Below are 22668 nucleotides of genomic sequence, written 5' to 3' on the forward strand. Positions count from 1 at the left end.
GACAAGCAATCGAGCAGGTCCCGCCCGACGTCGCCGCGATAGCGGCCGTTCAGGCGCCTGAGTTCGCACGCCGGAAGCGGTCGTTTGTTTATCGATGTCGCTGGCTCCGGGAACGGCCTGGGTTGGGTGGTTAGCCGACGATGAATCTACGCCAGTTCGATAGACGTTTGCGTCGCTTCATCTGCGATCTGACGGAGCCCAGCAAAGAGGGATAGACCGTTCCGAGTACGAAGCGCGGCTAGTCGTTGCGAATGCAAGAAGACAAGCTTTACCGGTCCAGGCCAACCTGGGCCGCCATGTTCGACAGCGTCCCAGAAGGCATCGAGATTGCGCCCAAACACGGCTGCATTTTCGGGGTTCACCGCGTCCACATAGCGCTGCCAAACCTCGTCCGCAGATTCCGCCCCCTCGCAATCAATGTAAATGGTCCGCATCAACGTTGAATGGCGCATGCGGCGAACGTTCGCAACTGGGCGCGAGCCGCTGATGTGGGCATTGTGCCGCGCTCGCCGACAATAGTGGCATTCAATATCCGTGGCCGCAGCGTCGAAAGCAGCCATAGGTTCAGCAGGTTGAAATCGACAACTAACTACCGATTCCACCGGCATGACATACGCACACTGGTGATCAGAAAATTTGGGACAGCGGACGTTGCCTAGGTTGAACGGCAGAGCTAGGCTCTTCCAATGTTCGAAATCATAGCCATCGTGATATTTGCAACTTTTGTGGGGATCGCTGCCGATTGGGCAATTTGGTCCCGATTCATGATGCTGTTTGATCGTGATACTGCGTCGCGCGAACCCAATCGCCTTCACTGGCGGGATGATCTATTCCCTAGAGCACTTCTACTCATCGCTGCATCGGCCGGGATGGGTATTGATTACGTCAGCCCATCGGCAATTCTCCGATACATTTGTATACTTACGTTTTTGAGTGGTTTGTTTTGGGGAATTTTGCTAGCGTTCCTGCGTATACAGCAGCGCAAGTAGTTCTTTTTTTACTCCGTAATCGCACCATGTCGAAAGTCCGTTTTTGCGCCCGAGTGACAACCCCGCCGCCAGCGCGCCCGCGTCAAGCTCAAGCGATTGTCGCGTCGTGACCGGATAGGCTGATTATGACGCAAGGAGGGGGATGGTCGCCGCCGGCGCGCGGGTGCTCGCGCCGGTGATTGTCGCCCCAAAAGCCGCCGTTCAGGCGCCTGAGTTGGTACGCCGGAAGCGGTCATTTGTTTATTGATGTCGCTGGCCCCATGTGTAGCCTGTGCTGGTGAATTGCGGCCGGTTCAGCGCTAACTTACGGGAACCCCATGAGAGTTACAAGACGCCTTCCCTGGCTTGGGATCTTAGCAGTGCTGCCAGCATGCACCAGATCACCCGACACCCCGATCAGCCGCGCGATTACTTGCATTCGAGAACAAGTACCGGAAGGACGCGGCGTCTCAATTGCAAAAGCAGATTCGGTTCTAGCCCGTTGCCAGACAGCGCTTGATAAATGGTCCCGCTATTCTATTTCAGGGGCAAGTGGCAAACCCTTTTCACAGTCAAATCCGGCAATGCTTGTGGCATTCCGTAACCACCAAGCTGCGGTGCGCCGCTATTGGATGGCTGAGTTGTCGCCTGAGTATGCCAAATCACATCCCCAATACGATGATTGAGACGGCGTCGTAACCGCCACGGCGCCTTTTGGACGACCCTTGCCGGTTTCAGTGCCATCGCCCGCCGCAGAATCCGACCCAATTCCGGTCGTTCGCGCTCAATCTTGATGTCATCGATTCTTGCCGTTCGTTCAGCGCGCTGTGGCAATCGCTAAAAGACTTTGGCTGGGACTAACCCGGCTTATTCATGAGCCCGCTGCACTGGGGCGTGCCGGGTTTGATGTGTCGGTGGCCGCGTGATCCGGGCGCGCGGTTTCGGCGGCGTTTTTCGCCGCAGCAAAACCGATGGCTTTTCGAGGTTGATGGGCGATGGCTCGGGCTTTGTGCGGCACAGCCGCGCTGGCTATGTCGGCGCTGGCCGGAGACTGGTGGCGATGGCTTTGAACACGCCGGCGTCGGGGCATGCTGACGCGAAGGCGACACGGATGCGCGAGGCGGTCTCGATGACGCGGGCGGCGACCTTGAGCAGCCGCAGGCGCAGCGTTGCGAACTCGGCAGTGGCCAGAGAGGTGGCCTTGGGGATGGCCTGCTGGACGCGCCACATCAGCCAGTAGGCGGCGGTATGCAGGATGAGGCGCATCTGGTTGGCATTGGCCGAGCGGCACGAGGTGCGATCGCTGGCCAACTGGGTCTTGTGGCGCTTGATCAGGTTTTCGGCTTGGCCGCGCGCGCAATAGAGCGTGTCGTAAATGTGCTCGGGCGAGCCTTCTGTCAGCGAGGTGACGACATAGCGGATGTCCATGCCCAGCGTGCTGGCCTCAATCCGGGCGACGACGCGGCGTTGGCTCTTCCAGCTTTTGGCGCCGTAGCGGGTCTCGACATAGTTGCGCAGGACCGGATGTTGGGCCTGGGCCCGCTTGACCGCGCAGGCATCGGCGACGGCAACGATGGCCGGATCGGCCCGCAGCGCGGCGTTGGTCGGCAAGCCGAACACGTAATCGACCCCGGCCGCCTCGCAGAACGCCATGATCTCGGGACGGGCGTAGTGCCCATCGCCGCGGATGGTGATGTGGGTATCGGGCCAGTGCTGGCGGATATGACGCACCAGGCGCCGGATGTGGCCGGCACCTTCGGCACCCGACGGCGTCTTGCCAGTGCGCAGCAGCATCGCCACCGGCCGCCCGCTCGCGGTATCGTACACATGGATCGGCAGGAAGCAGCGCTCACCGTGATGTCCGTTCCAGAACGAGAGCTGCTGATAGCCGTGCACGACATCACACGTGTCATCGATATCCAGCGTCACCGCCGCCGGTGGGGCCGGATAGCTGGCACAGTAAACGCCGATCATCGCGACCATCATCCGGGCCAGTTCACGCGTGGTCGGTGCATTCTCCCAGCGGCTCATCGTCGGTTGGCTGGCCAGCCCCGCGCCCGATCCCGGCAACTTGCCCAGCGCCAGGCGGAAGCCCGGATCGTCGCGCAGGGCATCGAGATCATCGGCGTCCTCATAGCCACACGTGATCGCGAACACACGGGCACGCAGAATGTCATCGAGGCGATGGATCACCCGCGTCGGGTCACGCGGATCGGCGATGCACGCAGCAAGCTGCCGGCAGATCCCCATCGCGCGCTCGGCCTGCGCCAGCAGCAGAACGCCGCCGTCAGAGGTCAGCCGGCCACCGTCGAACGCGGTTGTGACCTTCTTGCCGCCAACCGCTGGAAACGAAAATCCCGGTGCGCTATCATCGCTCCCGGCGGGTGTGGTCCGTGGCATAAATTGCCTCGCTGAAGGACTGGTCTAGACACCCATTTTCCTACTGCAAAGCAATCGCTTACGCCACTCCCGCCAACCCTCTCACCCGCCGCGGTGAATAAGACAGGCTAAGCTGATGGGGTGGACGCCCCCCGGCGGCATCGATGTGCCATAGTGGAGGTGTTGAAGCACCACTTGCAGGAGGCGTCCGTGTCACAGCTTATCACAATCGGGTTGGATATAGCCAAGAATGCTTTTCACGCGCACGGCGCCGATGAGCGCGGTGGCATGGTGTTCAGTCGCAAGCTGAGCCGCAGCAAGTTGCTTGATTTCTTTGCAGCGCAGCCATCATGCCTGGTGGCGATGGAAGCATGCGGTGGGGCCCATCATTGGGCGCGCCAGTTGACCCAGCTTGGGCATGATGTTCGGCTGATCCCACCGATCTACGTCAAACCGTTCGTGAAGCGACATAAGAATGATGCGGTCGATGCAGAGGCGATTTGCGAAGCGGCGCAGCGGCCGGGCATGCGCTTCGCCGCGATCAAGACGGAAGAGCAACAGGCTGCCGGCATGGTCTTCCGGACCCGCGATCTTCTGGTTCGTCAACGCACGCAGCTCATCAATGCTTTGCGTGGCCATCTTGCCGAATATGGCTGGGTTGCGCCGCGCGGCTTGGCGCACGTAGCGATGCTGGCGGACTTGCTGGATGAAGATGAGATGGCCTCTTCCCTGCCCGAGGCGGCTCGAGCCATGCTCCGCATCATGACCGATATGCTTGCCGAACTTGGTCACCGGATTGCCGCCTTGGACGAGGAGATCGCCCGACGCGCCCGTGAGAATGAGGTTGCGCGCCGGCTCATGACGATACCTGGCATTGGTCCGATCGCTGCTACTGCAATCGTAGCGCTTGCACCTCACGCCGCGACGTTCAGCAAGGGACGTGACTTTGCAGCGTGGCTGGGCCTTGCACCACTCCAACACTCGACTGGAGGTAAACAGAAGCTGGGCCGCATCTCGAAAATGGGCGAGCGAACGATAAGGCGGTTGCTCATCATAGGGGGCAGCGCGGTGGTGCGGCAAGCCACCATGCGTGGCGCGCCGGCAGGCTCGTGGCTCGAAGGCATGCTGGCGCGCAAGCCTCGCATGCTGGTGTCGGTAGCACTCGCCAATAAGATGGCACGTATCGCCTGGGCGCTCATGACCAGGAAAGAAGATTACAAGGCTCCGGTCGCTGTCGCCGCGTAACGCTGCGACAAAGGGCCAGAGGTCGTCGGAGACGTAGGCGGTCGAAGGAGGGTATGGCAAAACAGTCGGCTAGACGGGATCGGAAAACCAGAGAATGTCGAAGCGCCAGCCAAGCGCGCTAAGCCGATGTGGATCCGATCCGCGAACTCCCATACTGGCCCGCAGCCAAAGGCAGCATCCAGAGGCCGGACAGACGAGAGCACCTGACTACGAGCCAGCCCACAATTTCCGCTTGCTTCCTTCGGGGCGTCCACAGACGACGTTCACGAGGACGAACGCTAACGACGGGTTTCGGCGACACCCGACGTTCGTGCGGCTGGATCATCTGCCCATGAATGATCAAGGCTAGCAGGCATCTGCCCGGCATTTCGAATAAACATCCAAAAGAACCCGGCCGGCCCCTTGGCTTGCGGCAACCTATGAGGCGTAAACCACACCTAATACAAGGCGAGCATTGATCATCACAGGTAGGTCTGGTGCCCCTTCTACCCGTTCTGTGGCGAGCACAACGGAGGCTCCGAGCCCGCCGATCGTCTCGAACTGTCGGAGATACGGCAGACTCCTCGAAAGCCGTGCGCCGATCCGTTTCAGGATGCTGTCACCGTCTTCCAAAGTGACCGCGACCATTTCGCCTTCCATCGCATCCAACTGATCTGGGGTAAGAACCGCTCCACCGAGGATGATCTGCCCCGGCATCACGCGGGGGACGGCGCTTTCCTCGCGGACGCGATATGCGACCTCCACTCGCCCAAGGGCAGGATGTCCTTCCAGGAGAACTGCCTCTTCCCGCCCCGCCGGCGGAGGGACCTGAACGAACAGAGCTCCGACGACGCGATGCAAGTCGAGTTCGTGATTCTCGAAAGCCAGAGTCGGCCGCCCGCCACGAGGGTCGGTCGCTTCAGCGGCCAAGGAGTATCCCTCGCCGTTGCGCGGACGCAGCAGCCTACGAGCGAAGGCTTGCGTCCCGCGGCGGCCAATAACTAGCTCATGATCGGCCGGCGAAGAAGGCGTGGCCTCAACGATCGCGATGGACCCGGCTGGGATTGTGAAGCCCATGGTGTCTTTGCGGACGTAAAACAGCGACTTGTCATCAAACCATTGGCTGGAGAGCATCTCCCAGTTGCGATCCTGGCTGGCACCGCTCGGAACGTGCCGGCTAAACGCAGCAATGTCCTGAACGATCGGGACGTTGAAAGCCGGTGCGGTAACGACAGTTAGAGGTACTACATTTTCCGGGACGGCCTCCTGAAGCGGCTCTCGCCAGCGATAGCGCCGGAATTCCTCGTGGACGCGTTCGACTGCTGAACGCAATCGCTTCAAGTCCGCATCAACATTCTGCACGTCGATGTAGCTCAAAGCGTTGGCGTCGCGGTGATGCGCTTGGTTGAGCACTCGTCGCGGCTCAGCGCCATCGGCCAATGCAGGATCATCGCAGAAGCGCGAGAGTACCGGACTCCTGAAGAGTTCGTTGCTGCGAGCGCTGACCAGTGAACGGAGCCGCCCTAACAGCGTCATCAGCGTCGGCGCATCAGTGGGTGCTGAAAACGCGGGATAAGCCGGGTCGTCGAACAAATCGCCAAGGCGAGCCTCCAAGAAGATGCGAGCCTGATTCGCATAATCTTGTGCGTGGGCTGCCGAGTCCGGGTTCGAGACGAACTCGTTCCGTTTCCGATCCAAGTCCTCAATAGCCAGGGAAGTTTCGAGGGTACTTCGAGATGCGTGCACCGGATGGACGGCACGGTGCTCAACACGATTGGTACCCCGTGCCTCAGCGACGAGGATACGACCGAAGCTACGGTCATAGGTAGTAGCCAGAATTTGGGCTCCACCAGCCGCCAGTTGGTCGAGGGCACGCGCTAGACGAGCGCGATTGTCGTAGTCGAGGAGATCTTGGGGGTCATCCAAGATCATGAGCGACAGGCCACCATCCGTCTGGAGGACATGTTCTCGAAACGCGAGGTAGAAGCCCACGAGTGACGCCCTCAGGGCCGAAGCGTTTGATACATGTTGAGCTGGCGCATGAACGCCATCGCGCCCCGCTTGAATTGAAATTGCTCCTTGGGACGTCATCCCAGTTCGATGCGGTTTGGGCGATAGGGTTGTCGCGTTTTGGTAGATCGCGTTTCGCCAAAATACCGCTCGATCATGCAAGCGGGCCTGCAAGCCTTCGACCTGCGCGGTGGCAAGATCGCCCAATGGAATGATTTCATCCAGTGCCGCTGCAGCCGTTCCGCAATCTTCGATCGCTTTCAGTTTCCGCTTATGAGCAGTCTGAGCAGAGTTCATTCGTTTCGACAGGTCGATAGCCGCATTAATGGGCGCAACGCCCTTCACGATGGCATCGAGGCGTAACAGTTGCGCTCGGAGGCCAGTCGCCTGACCGTCACCGCGATCGGCTTTGCCGCGGACTTCTTCAAGCGCCGCAGCAAGTTCTGCGCGATGGGCCGTCATCCAATCGACGAATGCCAAAGCTCGGATAAGGCGGTTTAACGTCTTGCTCAGCTTAGCCGCGTGAGCGCCAACTCGGCTCGGCAGAACTCGCGGTGCTGGCTCTGCAAACGAAGGCAGGTCGGCCATCGCCTTGTCCGTTTGCGCTTCCACGTTGGAACGCAGCGATTGAAGGACGCCTGTAAAGCTTTCTGTGCTGAAGAGGTCGTCCAGCAAAGCGGTTCGCAAAATTGCACCGGGAGATTTCGGGAGGTCGTTCTGCAAATCGCGCCGAAGCGCGTCCGGCAGATCGCGGGCCAGTTTGCCGGTCCAGGCCTCGGCCCATTGCACGACCGTCTTGGAAAGGATTTCGCTATCTTCAGCAACTTGGCGTAGATGATCGGCAACAAGCCCGCCAGTCTCAGCGTCGACGACGCCGGAGAGTGAATGATGGCAGACTGCACAATGATCATCATGGGGCTTTCCATGCTCGCGCATCCAGTCGGTCACGCGTGCGTAGAGCTGGGTCCTGCGCTCCAGTACCGGGTTCGCCGAGAGTTCTTCGAGGGTCGTCGCCTCCTCGAACATTCGATCAATGAGGGCATCCACCTCTTGGCGAACGTTGGCCTCCAGCTTGAGAGCAACCAGCCTTTCCATCGAAGGGAGCTGCGACAACCGGCGCACCTGCTCTACCGCAGGTGCGATGCATTGCTCCAAACTCTGCCGCTGCGGCTCCTCCGAGGCGTCAAACGTATTGCCAAGAACGTCCCGGGCATGGGCGAGGCCCCTGGCTTTCAGATCCTCGAAATGCTGTCCGAGCGCGATGAACGCAGCCGGCTCATCCGTGATCGCCGGGAGGGCGGTGGCAGGCGTCATTTCCGAGAATTCGGAAATTCGCTGTTCGAGGTCGTTGCGATGCTGCCGATAGTCCGTCTCGATCCGCTCGAGCTCAGTTTTGCGCTCCTTGGTGATGTCCCCCGCAATCTTCGTTCTTGCACGCCCAGCGTGCTTTGCCAGAGCCACAAGTTCCGAAAGGCCGGTCAGCTTTGCCACCGCCAGCCCCAACTCCGAAGGGTTCCCCACCTGGAGATAGGGCAGCAACCCCGGCATGGTGGTCCCAAGATTGAACGCGATCGGATCGAGGCCAAGATCCGCCGCGTTGGGCCCGACCTCCTCCAGCTTGCCGTTTGTCTTTCGTGACTGCGTTCGACGTATCGGAGGAAGGCGGGTCCCGTCCTCCAGCTCGAAGGTCAGCTCAACCCAAGTATCCGCTGGGATGGTTTTAGCCGATGCTGCAGGCGTCCAGTGCTGGGCGCTCGGCAGAGGAGTCACCGCGCTGATCTTATGCTGCGACGCCTCTTCAGCAGCCCCGCGGTCGATCTCGCAGTCGAATTCGGCTTCGCCGCTTTCGGGCAAACGTTGAGGCCGGAGCAGCTTGCCGGTGAGGCACCAGATAACCGAATTCATCAAGCTTGTCTTGCCCGACCCGTTCCAGCCTTCGAATACTGTGATGGAGCGGTTCGGTTCGAACACAAAATCCGTGCTCGGCTCGTCTGCAGATCCGTAGGCATGCAGCCCCGCGAACCTATGTGCGACGATTTTCGCTAGCCTAAGAACGCGGCGCTCCCGATCTGCGGACGCGGTAGGAGGCGGAACTTGGGCTGGGGCGGCGTTGATGCTGGATATGATGGCTTCGCAATCCGGCGTCATTACATTGCCGGCCCACTTGGAGCGCGCGCCGCGATACCAAGACAGCACGCCTCGAGCGGCGTCGCTACCGAGTACCAGTCGGTGGCCCTCATCTGTGGCGATCGGGCGTCCGGAAACTAGCTCAGCGAGAAGCAGGTCTGTGGTGAGCAAGTGAAGCGCACGTACGGGCGCCATACCCGGCAAATCGGTACCCGAATCAGTCAATTGCTTGGCCCCCAATTCTTGGAATTGTGTAGCCTCCGATTGATTCCGCGTCATCTGCGAACTCAATCACCGCCGGCAGGATACGACGGCTAACGGGATTGATGATGCGACCGACTAACGACAGCGTCGGGGGCGTTGGCTCCCAGCGAGTTTGCGTGAGGCGAACGGCAGGTCCCGGCAAAACCAGACGTTCGTAGCCTCCGACTGAAAGGCGTGATCGGGGTCGGCAGCTGCCTCCAGGTTCCAATGCATCCAAATGGCCGCTATCCCGTCTTTGCGGCCCATAAGCTGCCGTTCCGGAACGTCCGCAACAACTGCCTTTGGGACTCATGTGCCAAAGAGTCTAGCAAGGGTAAACTGGGGAAGACTCCCGTGCTAAGCGCAACCGGAGCAGGACAGCCGCTATGAAGCGGAATGGACTTGAACTGCCGCAGACTCGACGCCCGTCTGCCCCCTGCCACGATCTGCGATTGCTATCGCGGCCATGAGGTCATCTACAAGGCGATCTTCCGCTGCAATCCTGACAGCCATTGTGCCGGAGGCGAGCGCCTCGCGCTGCTCATCCCGGATTTCCGCGACGACCGCCGTCAGCAAAGCCCGCAGCAGGATGGGATGGATGCTCATAGCCGACCTCCTTCGCGGGCATCGGCAATCAGGCGCTTCAGGCTCTCGAAGGGGATGAGGGTCATGCCGCCGACCTTGACGATCTCGATGCTGCCGTCGGCAATGAGTTCGTAGAGCTTCGAACGGCCGATACCGGTGAGGCGGCACGCCTCGGGAATTCGGACCGTCAGCGGATCGGTTCTGTAGGGCTCGGGCTTGACCTGCCCGAAGGGAATGCTCATGGCTCGTTCTCCTCGTTGTTGGATGGGGCGGCATTGGCCTTCGGCCTGGCCTTTCGCGCAGCCAGTTCACCCGCCGTCCGAACGAACTGGTCGTAGCGGCGCTGGCCCAGGCGCTGCGTCTCGGCGTCGAAGGCGGGATGATGCGCGGTCAGTGTCAGCTGGTGTCGCACGAACAGGCCCAGCACTTCGGTCAGGTAATCGAGCCTTGCTCGAGCCGCTCGACGGCGCGCACCTGCCGGGAAAGCGCCTTACCGAATTGCGCGCCGGTCTGTTCATCGTCGGCTCGCTGGAACCACGCGCCGAGCGCCGCGCTCAGGATCGTTGTCTTCGACGCCCCTGGCTCTGCCGCCATGGCATTGAGCCGCGCCGAGAGATGGTCGGGCAGGTAGAACTGGTGGCGTGTCTTGCGGGTTTGCATGCCGGCGATGATGCGCGTCGCATGGACTTGGCAACAGAGCCTCTCCGGTATCCTGGGGGTGCTTCGATGGCTCAGCCGATCTGCGGCCCCGAACGCTGCCGTCCGAAGGTCCAGTCAATGCCGCCGCCGCGCTCGATGGTCCCGGTGACCTGGCGGCCCAACTGCTTCTCCAGAACCGGGCGCCACGGGACCAGCGTGAACTCGCGTGACTTGGCGATCAGGGCATACTTCGCGCCGCCTATGGCAATGGCGCGCTGGTAGGTGCCCTCGACATGGTTGCCCTGCACGGGCGTGAATTCCAGCCCAAGCTCCTGCGAGAGCTGGGCGCCGACGCGGTTCAGTTCGCGCTGGCGAAGCGTCGCCAGCAAGTTGGCGCGATAGCGGATCGTATCTCCTTCTTGCGCCGCCAAGCCCTGTTCGATCAGCCATTGCCGCCGCTGCTGCAGCGACTGGCCTATCTTGGCGCCGATGCGCCCCTGCAGCCGCTCAGGGTTGGTCGCAACGCACTGGCGGTCGAGCCAGGTCTCGCCATCATGATGGACCAGCTGTTCGAGCGGCCGGTCGGTCAGTACCGCGATCGTGACCGGCCGTCGCGCAGCTTGCCGCTCTTCATGGCGAAGCGCTTCGCTGAGGTAATCCGGGCCGACCGTCCAAGTACCATTCGGCTCGCGCTGCACGGCCGCGCCATCGCGGCGCAGGGCTTCGAGACGGCGCACATGGGCCTGGGCAAAGCGATCGGTAGCGGAAGGATCATGCGCCAGGTGAAGGTCCACGCTGTAACGCCCGCCGTTCGCGCCGGCGACTTCGGCAATGGCCTTGTCGGCCGTCCGCACCTCCACCGGTGTCGGAGACACCCGGACAAGCCGATCCCTCGTCGACCCATCGGCCAGATCGTGCCCGAGATCGACGAAGTGCGTGCGCCCATCGGTTGCTTCGACGATCAGGTAATGACGATCGCCATGCTCGTCGGCGAGGCCGCGGTCGAGCACGCGTCCAACGATGACCTTGCGCTCGTCTGGGGCATAGACCGCGTAGTCCTGCGGCAGCACCTCAGGATGGCCGCGCAGCCGCTCGTGCATGGTGGCGATGATGTCGCCATGCTTGCCCATCGCACGCAGCGTGGCTTCCAGGTCGTCATCGAGGCGGTAGAGGCCTTTGCCCTCCTTCTCCGCAAGGCCCATCGCGTGCAGCGTGCCCAGGCGTGCCGCACGCAAGGCCTGCTCGGTCGGATCCGCATGCCATGCCGACGCCAGCCCCTGTCCGTCGATGTCGCGCAACAGGCGGCGGTCGATGCGGGTGAATCGTTCCTGCGTCACCTCACGCGCGTTGGCGGTGGCGATCTCGAGCTCGGTACGGGGCCCAAGATCGCGGCTGACGATTTCCGAGGCGCGCGCAGCGATGCCCTGGCTGATGTAGTCGCGGGCGATGACGAGGTTTTTGCCCGCCTCGTCGACGCCGCGCACGACGATATGGGTATGGGGATGGCCAGTGTTGAAGTGATCGACCGCCACCCATTCGAGGCGCGTGCCAAGGTCCTGTTCCATCTGCTTCATCAGCCGCCGCGTCACCGGCTTAAGGTCCGTGTACTGCTCGCCGTTCTCGGGCGCGACAATGAAACGGAATTGGTGGCGGTCACCAACCCCGCGTTCGAGGAAGGCCTTGCCGTCGGCGTGGTCGTTGTCCGGGCCATACAGCGTGCCGCGCTCACCTTCGCGGGTGGTGCCATCGCGCTGCAGGTAGGCCAGGTGCGCACTTGCCGCTTTCAGCCCCTTGCCGGCAAGCTTCACGAAGCGGGCTTTCACCACCACGCGGCGGGTGCGCGCACCCACCTGATGCGGCGCACCGGCAAGCATCCGTCCAGCGGCGACGCCGCGCCCGGTCCGGGCGCCGGTAAAGCGGGGCTTGGTTTGCCCCTTCGCCAGGCGCGAGCCACCGGCCTGGTTGACCGCCCGGCGCAGGTCATGGCGCATGGGCCGTTCCTTGCCGATATGACCCAGCCACACGTCGAACCCGTCGTCCATTGCCGCTTCCTCGATGCTGGAATTCCTGCCGGAACAGCAATCAGGGGCGGCGCGCGCGAGGCTGCAAGGGCCTCCACGCCTGTCTCGCGGCAAATGCCTGCAACGACACGCTTTCTTGGCCACGCATCTCGCAACCGGAGGCGGTCCCATGGCGCAAGTCCAGCCTATCTCCAAAGAAAACGACGTGCAGACAACAGCTTAGACCCCATCGCGAGATAGGGACCTTTATCTTGCGTCAGTTCCTTTTGCTGCCCATCTGCCCCCAGCACCCTTCGCCCATCCTCGCAGGCCTTCATTTTGATCTCCATATGTTCTAATTGAACTTTGCGACGTGAGCTGCGACGGGGGAAGGGGCTATGACCACACGGATCGAAGCCAAGGCGGAGCATCGCCTGCAATTCTCGGGGGACATCGAGGGGTCCGCAGTGTCCCCGCATGCGGAATTGCCGCAGGGTTTTAGCTGACCTTTTCAGATGGATTGTAGGTCCAGGGCGGTTAGATCCCGGGCAGGGAATTGCCTGCCATTTTGGCATTGCCAGCGACGGTGCCGCGATGGTTTGGATCACCCGCCATGGGCTGCGCGAAGCACGCGATCTGGGCGGCATTTCGATTGGATCACGCTGTCCTGCGGCGCGCAGACACGGGAGATCAAAGCCCGTTCAGAGGGCGACTGCGTGCTGCAACTGAAGCTCGATATCGAAGTATGCGATAATGCCTGATGCGTATCTGGCAGGGGGGGTAATTAGGTCGGTCGAAGCGGTAACAGAGGGTCGTACAACCCCTGCTAAACAGGGGTCAGCCTGCTTCGCGGAGCTCCGACGCGAGCAGCGCCAGGCGCTCTTGGCAAACATCCTGCACAAGCTGGCCGAGCTTCTCGACCCGCTCGGCAAGCCACAGCAAATCCTCTTTCGAAATGCGGTAATGTTTGGAGTAGCGCGCCTTCACGTAGGCGTCTTTCAGCTTCTCGAACAATGCCCGCTCGCGCCGGGTATCGCGCGGCCACGCCTCCACCAAGCGTATGTCCAAACCCTCGGCCTGCGTGCGTAAGAAGGCCAGATTGTGGTTGTGTGGGGTGTAGAAGGTGCAAACCAGCAGCACGCAGTGATAGAGACGTTCGGCAGCTTGGTGCGTCAAGAACGCTGCGTCTTTCAGTCGTCCCTGCTCCTGGCTGAAACGAGCCGTTTCCAACATCCCCGCCCCGGCAGGAAACCACTCATTGAAATATTCCTGCGCCATGGCACGCGCCTGCTCGGGCGTCTTCGGCTTGGGCTCCGGGAGAGGCCTGTCGTCGGCCTCGAACAGCAAGACGCCATCGCGGGCGATGTCCATGAAGAAGTAGCGCCCATGGGCAAGGCCGTCGCCGACTTCCTGCCAGGTGTGGACCACGAAATTGGCGGGCGTGCGCAGTGTCCCAGCGATCTTCTCCTCGATCAGCCGCTGGTCGGCCGCCGTCCAGTGGGCGGCGCGGTCGGTCAGTTCCTTCTGGTTGACGATCACCAGCAGATCGAAGTCCGAGACGTAGCCCTTGGCGGTATGCGGCTCATCCACCCAGCCGCCCCGCGCATGGCTGCCGTAGAGAATCACCTTGAGAATACGACCCCGGCGCCGCCGTGCGGTCGCGTTCTCATGCGCGGCGGCGAACTCCTCGAACAGGATCTGGACCACGCGGTCCAGGTCACGCTGCTTGCTCGCAGGCAGATGATCGAGGTCGGTCTTCATGGCTTTAGATTCGCCGCTATTCCCTGCATTGCCAAGTACAAAGTGGTAGGCCGGTCCCAGTTGGAACCGGCCATATCCCCTGTCACGCCGCCTTGGGCAAGGTGGCATCGACTTCGATATCGTCGCTCACTTCGGTCCCGGCCTCGGTGTCATCGGCAGCTTCCGCCTCGACCTCGTGTTCACCAGCCGCTGCGATCCGGGCCGACCGCGCGGCGCTGCCGACGCCGCCACGCGGCGTGTAGGAGCTCGCGGGGAAGGCCATCCAGCGTGGCACCCAGCTATCGCACTTCACGCGCCCATTGCTGCCCGAGAGGCAGTCGCGGATGATGCCACGCTTGACCTTGGTGGTGGCCTTGCCGTTCTCGGCGGCAACCTGTTCGCCCGCGATGTCGGCGAGCAGATGGGCCATCACCTCGCTGTCGCGCACGGCGTCGAGCAAGGCATCGTCGGCCTGCCAGACATCGACCATGTCGAGGCTTATGTGCTCGCCCAGCAGTTCGATCAGGCCTGTTCCGACGTCAAGCGTTTCGCCCATGACCACGGCCAACACGCGCAGCACGGCAGCGTCGTCCAGCGCGATCAGTCGACGGACCAGGCCACAGATACCTTGCCCATCTGGATCGCTGCCAGTGACGGTCGGCGTGTCGGGATCAAGGTCGAGCAAGCTCAGAACCCTGCGCCGCCGGGCATCGAACAAGGCTTCGGACAGGCAGTTCTCAACGCTCTCGGCCACTGCATCGCTGGGGGCCTTCTGCGGTTCGATCCGCACCGTCCACAGACCCGACCCGACAATCGCATGGGCGACCATCACCCGCAGCGAGAGGCCGGGGTCCTCGACCAGCTTGGCGCGCACGGCGGCATGGCGATGCAGGTCGACATAGGCATTCACCGTGCTCGATACTTCGGGCCGGATCGGCTTTTCCAGTGTCTCGCCGCGCTCCAGCCGCCGCGCCTCCTTGGCGGTCATAAAGCCCTCATGGAAGGTGACATCACCGCGATGGCCTATGGCGACATAGACCCGACCGCCCTTGGATTTGGGACAGGAGACGTGCTCCCACGAATGGAACGCCTCGCCTGTGGCCATGATGACGACCTCGTCCCACCCGGCATCGCGATAGGCTTCGGCCCGCGCTTCGATGGCTTCCATCTGCGCGGTCCAGAACACCTCGGCGCACGCAAAATAGCGATCCTCCCCGAACAGATCGGCGATGATTTCGCCCTTGTATCCGTCCAGATCGAACAGCGCCGCACGGACCGGGATCGAGGCACCGCCGAACAGCCATGACTTGAGCCAGGCCCCGGTCGGCGCGGTCGCCCGCGCGTCATCGTGCAGGGCCAGCCATTCCTTCTGCTTGGCCTTGGACGCCATGGTCAGATGGCGCAGGGACACCGCATCGATGCCGTCGGCGCGGTAGAGATTGCGCAGACGGGGAACGAGATTGCCCAGCGCCAGCGTGCGCTTCACCTGCAAGGCCGTCAGCCCGAAGGTCAGGGCGATGCTATCCACGTCGCGGCCTTCACGGACCAGCCGGGTGAACGTCTCGCAGCGGGTCATTTCATCGGGATCGAGCCGGGCGATGTTCTCGATCAGCGAGGCTTCGAGGGCTGCCGCATCGTCCCCCGGCTCGATGACCGCACAGGGCAGGTCCTCGATACCACCGCCTTCTTCCACCACGGCCAGCGCGGCATGGAACCGGCGCTTGCCCGCCAGGATTTCGTAGGTGGGAGCATGCTCGCCGTCTTCGCTTTCCTCACCGCCTGAACCGACACTATCGGCGCGAACTTCGCGAACGATCAGCGGCACAAGCACGCCGCGCGCTCGCACCGAAGGCAGGATATTGGCGATGTCGCAGGTCTTCTTCGTGCCTCGCATGTTGAGGCTGGAAACCGACAGACGGGTGATGTCGATGTGCTTGAGTTCCATTGTCCTTCACTCCTTCTTTCATCGCGCGCATGGACCCGCCGGAGGGCGGGGTGGGCGACAGGAGCGATCCGAAAGGCCCGCCGAACGAGGCGGGGCGCACCCGAAGGGCCGCAATGGAATGGAGGACCTGAGCGCAGCTCAGGTTGCGCGCCGCCGCGGCGGGCCTAGCGGTGAGTGACGCCCACACCGCCGGCCGGCAGGTAAGTCAGCAACGTCAGCGCGCAACAGCGTGCTGTCCGCATCCGGATCGCGCAGCGAGCCGATGCCTGCCAGTGATCGTGACGGCCATGCCGACGAGGCACCGCAGGTGGCTCGGTCGAAGCCGCAGGCGGAGATAGAGCGCGGCCACGCCATAGGCGCGGGGCAGCCCTCTCATCTCAGACTTGGAAACACCGGCGCGTGCGCGAAGAATGACCTCTGACGTTCAAACTCCGCCCTGGATCTGGCGCAGACGCCGCACCGCGTCTCTTTTTTTGGCGAGCGACCAGAACACCCATCGTGGCCAGCGCGGTGGCCACGATGGGCAACCAGTCACGCCCCACGGTCAGCGTGCCGCCATCGGCTGGGCGTACAGCAGATGCGGCGTGACAGGCGAGCCTGGCGGAACAAGCGCCCGGACGCACGCGGCGATTGCCCGACCGGGCCGCCTCATCGCCACGACGAGCGTCATCGACCTGACGATAATGATTGCGCGGTCATGCCCGGTCTGCTGGTCGGAGTGCGGCCAAGGTGCGGGTCCAACCATACCGGCAACGGAAATGGCGCTGCTTCGAGAACGAGGTCAGTGGTGCTGCTGAAGGCAAGGACTGCGCAAGCGACGACGCAGGTTCCACCATCCATCGCCAGCACGTTGCCCCTCATCAACGACGAGGCCATAGGGGCGATCATGGACGACAAGACGAAGACCATCATTCTCGCCGTGATCGAACGCGCGCCACAGTGGCTGCGCAATGATCTGGCCACCAAGGACCCAGCGGCACGGGCGCGTGCGGAAGAAGCACTGGCCGCAATGCTGGTCGATGCCATTGGCGGAAGGCAGGCGGCGGCGGATTAAGCGGTTACGACAAGGCCCATAACACTGCACATCGCCAGACCCTATGGCGCTGTTGCACCTGTGGCCTGCTGCCGCCGAATAGACAGGTCAGACCCCATATCGCTTGTTGCCGCCGCTGGTGATACAATAGCGCCCACCGCGTGGTCCAACACACACTCTGGATCCGCTACAAGGGCATCCTTCATCAAAGCCACTGGAACCGGATGACTTCCGCTTGTGACTTTTAGCAGGGCCGTGATGCCGGTTTGGCGCCTGGGTCGACAAGAAACCTTGGCGATCTGACGCGTGGGCCTTCACGTGGCTTGCGGCGATCCAGACCTGCGTAGCGCCTTGGGCCACCTGCAGCCATTCTCCGGAGCGGCGCAGAACTTTGACCGTCTCGCCGCGATGCAGCGTGCCAACGACGGTGCCCGTGCTCGATGGCTCGCTCCTGGTCCGCAAGGATGCGGTGGATATGGCGACCTCGTCGCCGTCCGCAAAGTTGGTTGCCGCGCCGGTCGGATCGGCGAAAGCCGCTTCGCTTGCTGCGGAGCCTGAGGCATCAGGCTCGGGAATCGCGCTACCACCCACACAGCGTCCGATCATGACCAGCAGGACCAGAGCGATGAAGATGACAGCGCAGCCGCCCAAGCCGCCGTCTTTGCCAGGACCAGGGCCCTGGACGCGCCCTTGCTTCTTCGGCGTAAATGTCGAGTGCGAAACCCCGGACCCTGGCAATCCCACCGTCTGCCGAGTGCCTTTGGGGCCGATGTTGAGGGTTGCTCCTGGCCCGCCGATGGAAGTGCTGATGCCCGACTTGCTGATGTTCAACCGAACACCGGGCAGGACCTTCACCGATCGCCGAAATCGCCACCCCATGTCGCAGCCCCTGACGTTTTATAAAGGCGTCCGATCGATCACCATCAACAGAAAATAGAAGCAGGTGGAGATGCCGTTTCGATTGAGCGCTGCAAAACAGGCTGCTTCCGTTGCCAGATCAGCAGCTTCTTTCTCGCTATCACCATTTTGGAGGAAATCAATTCACAGTTGCGCGCAATCTGCTAAAGCGTTTGCTGTACCGGCAGTCACAGGTTACGCGACACGTCTTGTGACTGCCGGTGCAACCTAGAACGGCTAACAGAAAATCTGCAGGCCTATATCTGCAGTATGTGCCAGCACTATTGACAGACATTCTCGCCGTGCCGCCAACCTCGCTGTTCGCCGCGCTCGACATCGCCACCGGCGCCGTGATCGGAAAATGCTACAAGCGGCATCGCGCCAGCGAGTTCCTCGACTTTCTCAAGCAGATCAATGCGGCAACACCCGAAGTCCCCAAGGTCCACCTCGTGATGGTCAACTATGCCACCCACAAAACGCCCAGGATCAAGACCTGGCTCGCTCGCCGCCCGCACTGGCACGTACACTTCACGCCGACGTTGGCATCGTGGATCACTCAGGTCGAACGCCGGTTTGCCGAACTGACCCGGAAACCATTGCCGCGAGGAGGTCACAGATCAACGGCGGAACTCGAAGCCGATATCACCGCCTTCATCGCCGCCCACAGCGAAAAACCCAAGCCCTACAAGTGGATCAAATCCGCCGTCGATATCCTCGCCGCGGTCAGACGTTTCTGCCAGAAACAATGAGCCGAACGTCGGATTCACGTGACTAGCGTGCAACGGCCTCTTTCCGCAGTCTGTTTAATGGCGGCAGATCGCTGCTGCCACCAAGGCGCCGCAACCCGCGTTTGTCACGTTGTTGTGTGCGTCGCTCACCGCGGTCTTTGTGACGAAAGCATCCGCGAGCACGGTGTTGACAAGGCCCGCGTGCAGGGCCGGTTTAGCGGGATTGCAAACGATGATTTGATTTGCCTTCAGTCCCTGAGGGCCGTTCGCACCCATTGCGCCGAATGGATCGTTCGCATCGCCCAGACTGAGCGCAGTATCCCCCACGACACGGGATGCAAGCGGGTAGGCGAACGTGCATGCCAGATCGTTGTGCGTGTGGGTAAAGACGATCGGGCCCTTGGGCCTGTTGGACAGAAGCCCGGCGAATGCCCCGATGCCCGGCGTCAGTCCATTGTGCGAATAGGCTGCCTGTAACAAGACCACGGCACCAAGTTCGACGCCAGCCGGCGCGCGCAGGGCAGTGGCCGCTGCGGTCACCAGTCGCCCGCCAAAGCTGTGGCCGACCAGATGAATACGCAAGCCCGTCGTCCCCGCAAGCTGGCCAAGCACGTGTTCGGCCAATGCCTCGCCAACCGCGCCAGCACGCTTTTTCATCGTGTAATAGGTAAGCTTGTTCAGCGCCCAGAGCGTGCCGTTGCGCGCCCCGCGCCAGACCGAGCCGATCGCATCTCCTAAGCCCAGCGTGGCACCTACCGACGGATCGACCGGTACGGCGATCTGCATCGCGAGCGAAATAAACCGGCGTTCTGCCAGCGCCGGGTCTTCAGTGCCGAGCGACCAGTTGGCCTCGGCCTTCAGTTCCGCATCGGGAGCATGGTCTGGCTTGTCCCAACCCAATGCATTCTTGGCCGTTTCGAACATCGCGACCGCGTTTTCGGGGCTTGGCGCATTGGCTTGCGCGCGCGCAGCCACGAGCATGTCCGAGGCATTCTCGTGGCCAACCAGATCGCGCAGAGTATCAAGATAGGCTTCGAACCTGGCCTGTTCGATGTCCTCCGCATGCGCCGGAAGGCTGCCTTCGTCGCCAAGGCCAAGGGCGCCTGCGACACTGGGCTGCATGTCCAGCGCATGGCCGCCGTCGTAATCGGCGTCCCACTTCTTGGATGGCCACAACACGCCGGCCACCACGATCCGCGCCGGGTCAACGCCGCGCTGCCCCAGTTCGGTGCAGACATGGCCCCACAAGGTGCCATAGAGTGTTTCGGCATCGCGCAGATCGTTCTGCCACCCGTGCGAAAGCACGACCAGATCGGTGATGCCGGGCGCGGCTACGGCCGATTTCAGATCGGCGAGCGCATCGCTGGACCAGTCCGTCCGGATGTTCGCCCCTTCGTCGAATGGCAGCCACACGAACGGCGATGGGCCCAGCGTTGTCATTGTCCAACTCCTCAGACTGATTGCAGTGCGCGCATGACGTCGATCAGGCCGGCCCCCTGGAACGCCTGCTGGCGGCCAAGATCGCTGGCGCTGCGCTTCAGGATAGCCTTGACGTCCCAGGGCCGCCCCTGGAATTCACGGCGCACGGACAGGAAAGCCGCGATGCAGCCAGATACGTGGGGGGCTGCCATGCTGGTGCCGCTATCCTGCTTGAACGGTGCGTCTCCGGGCTTTGTCGGATCATAGACCGCGCACGATATGATGCGCTCCCCCGGCGCGACCAGATCGGGCTTCATCCGTCCGTCGGCGGTCGGGCCTTTACCCGAGAAGTACGAGACGCCGTAATTGTGCGGCTCGTCGCGGTGGGTCGAGCCCACCGTGATCGCTTCCTCGGCGTTGCCAGGATCGTTGATCGTGCCAAGATGCGCGGCCTGGTCCACCGACAGGTTGAGCGCCTGGATCGGCCCATAGCCGCTGTTCCCGGCGGACACCACTACCGCCACGCCGCTGCGCACCAGGCGATCCACTTCGACGCACAGCGGGCTTCGTCCGGCGGCAAACCAGCGCGCGTCGAATCCGTAACCCAGGCTCAGGTTGAGGCCGTGTATCCGCAACTTGGACCCGTTGTCGTTCACTTGCTGGATATAGCCGATCGCCGCCAGCAGCAGGCCGACATCGCCGCCCGCGCCACCACTGAGGACTTTGAGACTGACGAGCCGGCAAAGCGGAGCGATGCCCGATATCGGCTCCTTCCGGGCAAGATCCGGGTCGGGCACCACTTGCCCATTCGGCTGGCGCTTGGAGCGATTGATGCAAATCTGCGCCACCTTGACCGGCACGCCGCCGTTTGCAGGCACATCGGTTGGCCCACCGATCGTGGTTTCCCCGGCGATAATTCCCGCAACATGCGTGCCATGGCCATCGGTATCACTGAGCGGACTGCCGCCGCCGGTAAAATCGTGGTGGTCAAGGCCATCGGGAAGCTTCAGGGTATCATGCTGCAAGAAGTGCGGATGCCGGCCATCGATGCCGGTGTCGGCCACGGCCCAGACGATGCCTTTGCCGGCGGCGGAGAAGGCGGAACGACCGGCATCGCCCTTCACCGTGCGCACGGACTCAAATACATGGCGGTCGATCGCATGGTTGTGCCACAGTTTGTAGACGAGGGCGATGGGCTCCTTGACGTCAGGCATGGATACCTTGATATCCGCAAGCCTGCCGAGCGTGGCGGCACTGAGCTTCGCCCGCAGATAGTAGGGCGTGTACATCGAATTCTCGAGATCGATTTTGTCCTCGGGTTCGAAGATATCGGGCAATTCCGGGTCATCGGCGCGCGCCAGTCGTGCAATCCATTTATCCATGCCTGGCTCCGCAGCGCGCTGGCGTGCATAGCTCAAGGCGATGAGCCGCCGCGCCTGCCCTGCGCCGAGCGGCATGCGTGCATTGCCCTCGATCAGCACGGGAAGCAGCGGCGCTTCCTGTTCCGCTTTTCGGACGATACCCGGCGAGCGCGTGGATTCAGGCGGCGCCAATAGCGCGAGGAGATCGGGCGCGATGCGCGTGCTGACTAGATTTCTGCCCAGGCCCGTTGAATCGTCGGCCATCATGTCCTCCCTTGTTCGAACCGTCAGGCGGGTTTCATGACATCCGCCACGATGTTCTTGAGCAGCGCATCATATTGCGCCTGCAATGCGGCCTTTTCGGTTTCGCTGGCTGCGGCAGCGATCGCGGCCCGCTTTGCCAGGGCAAGATCGCGGTAATGCAGGTCCGAGACGAGTTGCACGCCTTGCAGCAAGGTATCCGTAGCGGCTTCTCCGCCGTCTCTGACCTGGAAGAAGCGCTGCAGCACGGCTCCGCTCGCCGCCGTCGGCGCGAAGCTGGCCAGTTCCGGTCGTTCCTTCCCGTCGAGATTGAGCACGACATATGGTTCGTCACCGTCATAGACGGTGTCACCGCTGACCAGCCCTCGGCCAGGTACGTATCTGAACTCTTCGGCGCCCAGCGCAGGATCGGCGAGTATCCGGAACGAGGCGGTGGCGATCGGCATGCCGGCATTGTCGAAGTCGATCGAGCCGCTCACCGAAAAGGACGGGTGACCGTCAAACAGCGCTTCGCCGAGGTTGCCTGCCAGCTTCACCACGCCGCCGGCACCCAGCAGATAGCCTGAAAAGGGCAGGAAAATCGGCAGCCCGGCCAATGCGGTAAACGCCGAAGAGACTTTCGCGAACAGTTCATCGGGAAAGTTGTCTACCGCAAACTCGATGCTGACCAGCAGAGAGTCGGTCAGGACGGCCGGCGAATAGGACACGACGGCCGTTCCATCCCTGAATGCGGATGGCAGATTGATGCGTGTCTTCTTGTGGGTTTTGGGCGCAATGAGATTGAGTGCCCGCGAGACGGCAGAAAAGCTGCTGTAGTCACGCAGGCCGGATACCACCGCCACGTCCTTTGAACCGCCAAACAGGCCGGATTTCGGGAAGCGACCAGTATAGACTTCGGAAATCATCACCCGCAGTGGCAGGCCGATTCCGATTGGATGGAAATCCGCAACCGGGGCCGCCGAGTCCAGTGATAGCGTGCGCCCGCCCGCAAGGCCGATTTCGACCGGGGTTGTTAATTCGAGCCCGGAGAAATCTCGCGCGGCCCGGCGAAATTCCGGCTCCGTGATGACCTGCTCGCCGATCAGTCGATAGACTGCCACTGTCCTTCC

At 62.2% G+C, this 22668-nt stretch carries 16 protein-coding genes and 1 pseudogene; 3 read left to right on the forward strand and 14 right to left on the reverse strand.

What is annotated here, in order from left to right; genetic code table 11:
• Nucleotides 1-146 precede the first annotated feature (146 nt).
• Entirely contained in the window at nt 147-608 is a 462-nt protein-coding gene (locus tag R9J51_RS02560) for a barstar family protein (protein WP_432787976.1), read from the reverse strand.
• Between the two features lie 1389 nt (nt 609-1997).
• Nucleotides 1998-3368, reverse strand: a complete 1371-nt coding sequence (locus R9J51_RS02565) for an IS1380 family transposase (protein ID WP_066763960.1) — start codon at nt 3366-3368, stop codon at nt 1998-2000.
• A gap of 189 nt (nt 3369-3557) precedes the next feature.
• Between R9J51_RS02565 and R9J51_RS02570 the strand changes: the two genes are divergently transcribed.
• Nucleotides 3558-4592 (forward strand): IS110 family transposase, encoded by a 1035-nt coding sequence (locus R9J51_RS02570; protein WP_179505789.1) that lies wholly within the window; start codon nt 3558-3560, stop codon nt 4590-4592.
• A gap of 417 nt (nt 4593-5009) precedes the next feature.
• Here the strand turns inward: R9J51_RS02570 and R9J51_RS02575 are convergent, their stop codons facing one another.
• The 8 genes from R9J51_RS02575 to R9J51_RS02610 all read right to left on the reverse strand — a co-directional run bounded on the left by R9J51_RS02575 (nt 5010) and on the right by R9J51_RS02610 (nt 15860).
• Complete coding sequence (locus R9J51_RS02575) at nt 5010-8987, reverse strand: AAA family ATPase (RefSeq protein ID WP_218843531.1); 3978 nt, start codon at nt 8985-8987, stop codon at nt 5010-5012.
• A gap of 348 nt (nt 8988-9335) precedes the next feature.
• Nucleotides 9336-9557, reverse strand: a complete 222-nt coding sequence (locus R9J51_RS02580) for a hypothetical protein (protein ID WP_179505791.1) — start codon at nt 9555-9557, stop codon at nt 9336-9338.
• Nucleotides 9554-9778 carry a helix-turn-helix domain-containing protein gene (locus R9J51_RS02585; protein WP_179505792.1) on the reverse strand — a complete coding sequence of 75 codons (225 nt, stop codon included), beginning with the start codon at nt 9776-9778 and terminating at the stop codon, nt 9554-9556. Before R9J51_RS02585 ends, R9J51_RS02580 begins: the two co-directional genes overlap by 4 nt.
• Nucleotides 9775-9948 carry a hypothetical protein gene (locus R9J51_RS02590; RefSeq protein WP_432787792.1) on the reverse strand — a complete coding sequence of 58 codons (174 nt, stop codon included), beginning with the start codon at nt 9946-9948 and terminating at the stop codon, nt 9775-9777. The genes R9J51_RS02585 and R9J51_RS02590 overlap by 4 nt, the downstream gene beginning before the upstream one ends.
• 20 nt (nt 9949-9968) lie before the next feature.
• Nucleotides 9969-10196, reverse strand: a complete 228-nt coding sequence (locus tag R9J51_RS02595) for a hypothetical protein (RefSeq protein ID WP_432787793.1) — start codon at nt 10194-10196, stop codon at nt 9969-9971.
• A gap of 71 nt (nt 10197-10267) precedes the next feature.
• A complete protein-coding gene (gene rlxS, locus R9J51_RS02600; RefSeq protein ID WP_179505793.1) occupies nt 10268-12217 on the reverse strand; it encodes a relaxase/mobilization nuclease RlxS in 1950 nt (649 codons plus the stop codon).
• 795 nt (nt 12218-13012) lie between these two features.
• Complete coding sequence (locus tag R9J51_RS02605; RefSeq protein WP_179505794.1) at nt 13013-13936, reverse strand: HEPN domain-containing protein; 924 nt, start codon at nt 13934-13936, stop codon at nt 13013-13015.
• 82 nt (nt 13937-14018) lie between these two features.
• Nucleotides 14019-15860 carry a ParB N-terminal domain-containing protein gene (locus R9J51_RS02610; protein WP_179505795.1) on the reverse strand — a complete coding sequence of 614 codons (1842 nt, stop codon included), beginning with the start codon at nt 15858-15860 and terminating at the stop codon, nt 14019-14021.
• A 787-nt stretch (nt 15861-16647) separates the two neighbouring features.
• Here R9J51_RS02610 and R9J51_RS02615 point away from each other — a divergent pair.
• Nucleotides 16648-16914 carry a hypothetical protein gene (locus R9J51_RS02615; RefSeq protein ID WP_179504175.1) on the forward strand — a complete coding sequence of 89 codons (267 nt, stop codon included), beginning with the start codon at nt 16648-16650 and terminating at the stop codon, nt 16912-16914.
• An 87-nt stretch (nt 16915-17001) separates the two neighbouring features.
• On the opposite strand, the gene R9J51_RS02620 is transcribed toward R9J51_RS02615, so the two are convergent.
• Nucleotides 17002-17772, reverse strand: a complete 771-nt coding sequence (locus R9J51_RS02620; protein WP_179562298.1) for a DUF4236 domain-containing protein — start codon at nt 17770-17772, stop codon at nt 17002-17004.
• 329 nt (nt 17773-18101) lie between these two features.
• Between R9J51_RS02620 and R9J51_RS02625 the strand changes: the two are divergent.
• A pseudogene (locus tag R9J51_RS02625) lies at nt 18102-18539 on the forward strand (transposase); the annotation flags it as partial.
• 54 nt (nt 18540-18593) lie between these two features.
• Here R9J51_RS02625 and R9J51_RS02630 read toward each other — a convergent pair.
• Genes R9J51_RS02630 through R9J51_RS02640 form a run of 3 tightly spaced genes read right to left on the reverse strand, consistent with a single transcriptional unit; the run spans nt 18594 to nt 22659 of the window.
• Entirely contained in the window at nt 18594-19958 is a 1365-nt protein-coding gene (locus tag R9J51_RS02630; RefSeq protein WP_179562296.1) for a hypothetical protein, read from the reverse strand.
• 11 nt (nt 19959-19969) lie between these two features.
• Nucleotides 19970-21565 carry a S8 family peptidase gene (locus R9J51_RS02635; RefSeq protein ID WP_179505797.1) on the reverse strand — a complete coding sequence of 532 codons (1596 nt, stop codon included), beginning with the start codon at nt 21563-21565 and terminating at the stop codon, nt 19970-19972.
• 20 nt (nt 21566-21585) lie between these two features.
• Nucleotides 21586-22659 (reverse strand): hypothetical protein, encoded by a 1074-nt coding sequence (locus R9J51_RS02640; protein WP_179505798.1) that lies wholly within the window; start codon nt 22657-22659, stop codon nt 21586-21588.
• Nucleotides 22660-22668 lie beyond the last annotated feature (9 nt).

It is taken from the genome of Novosphingobium rhizosphaerae (genome assembly GCF_050920675.1).
Classification (GTDB): domain Bacteria; phylum Pseudomonadota; class Alphaproteobacteria; order Sphingomonadales; family Sphingomonadaceae; genus Novosphingobium; species Novosphingobium rhizosphaerae.

Coding starts and splice junctions, on each gene's coding strand:
- R9J51_RS02560 (WP_432787976.1), bottom strand. CDS start 608: ATGCCGGTGGAATCGGTAGTTAGTTGTCGATTTCAACCTGCTGAACCT.
- R9J51_RS02605 (WP_179505794.1), bottom strand. CDS start 13,936: ATGAAGACCGACCTCGATCATCTGCCTGCGAGCAAGCAGCGTGACCTG.
- R9J51_RS02585 (WP_179505792.1), bottom strand. CDS start 9,778: ATGAGCATTCCCTTCGGGCAGGTCAAGCCCGAGCCCTACAGAACCGAT.
- rlxS (WP_179505793.1), bottom strand. CDS start 12,217: ATGGACGACGGGTTCGACGTGTGGCTGGGTCATATCGGCAAGGAACGG.
- R9J51_RS02620 (WP_179562298.1), bottom strand. CDS start 17,772: ATGGGGTGGCGATTTCGGCGATCGGTGAAGGTCCTGCCCGGTGTTCGG.
- R9J51_RS02635 (WP_179505797.1), bottom strand. CDS start 21,565: ATGATGGCCGACGATTCAACGGGCCTGGGCAGAAATCTAGTCAGCACG.
- R9J51_RS02575 (WP_218843531.1), bottom strand. CDS start 8,987: ATGACGCGGAATCAATCGGAGGCTACACAATTCCAAGAATTGGGGGCC.
- R9J51_RS02565 (WP_066763960.1), bottom strand. CDS start 3,368: ATGCCACGGACCACACCCGCCGGGAGCGATGATAGCGCACCGGGATTT.
- R9J51_RS02610 (WP_179505795.1), bottom strand. CDS start 15,860: ATGGAACTCAAGCACATCGACATCACCCGTCTGTCGGTTTCCAGCCTC.
- R9J51_RS02595 (WP_432787793.1), bottom strand. CDS start 10,196: ATGCAAACCCGCAAGACACGCCACCAGTTCTACCTGCCCGACCATCTC.
- R9J51_RS02630 (WP_179562296.1), bottom strand. CDS start 19,958: ATGACAACGCTGGGCCCATCGCCGTTCGTGTGGCTGCCATTCGACGAA.
- R9J51_RS02580 (WP_179505791.1), bottom strand. CDS start 9,557: ATGAGCATCCATCCCATCCTGCTGCGGGCTTTGCTGACGGCGGTCGTC.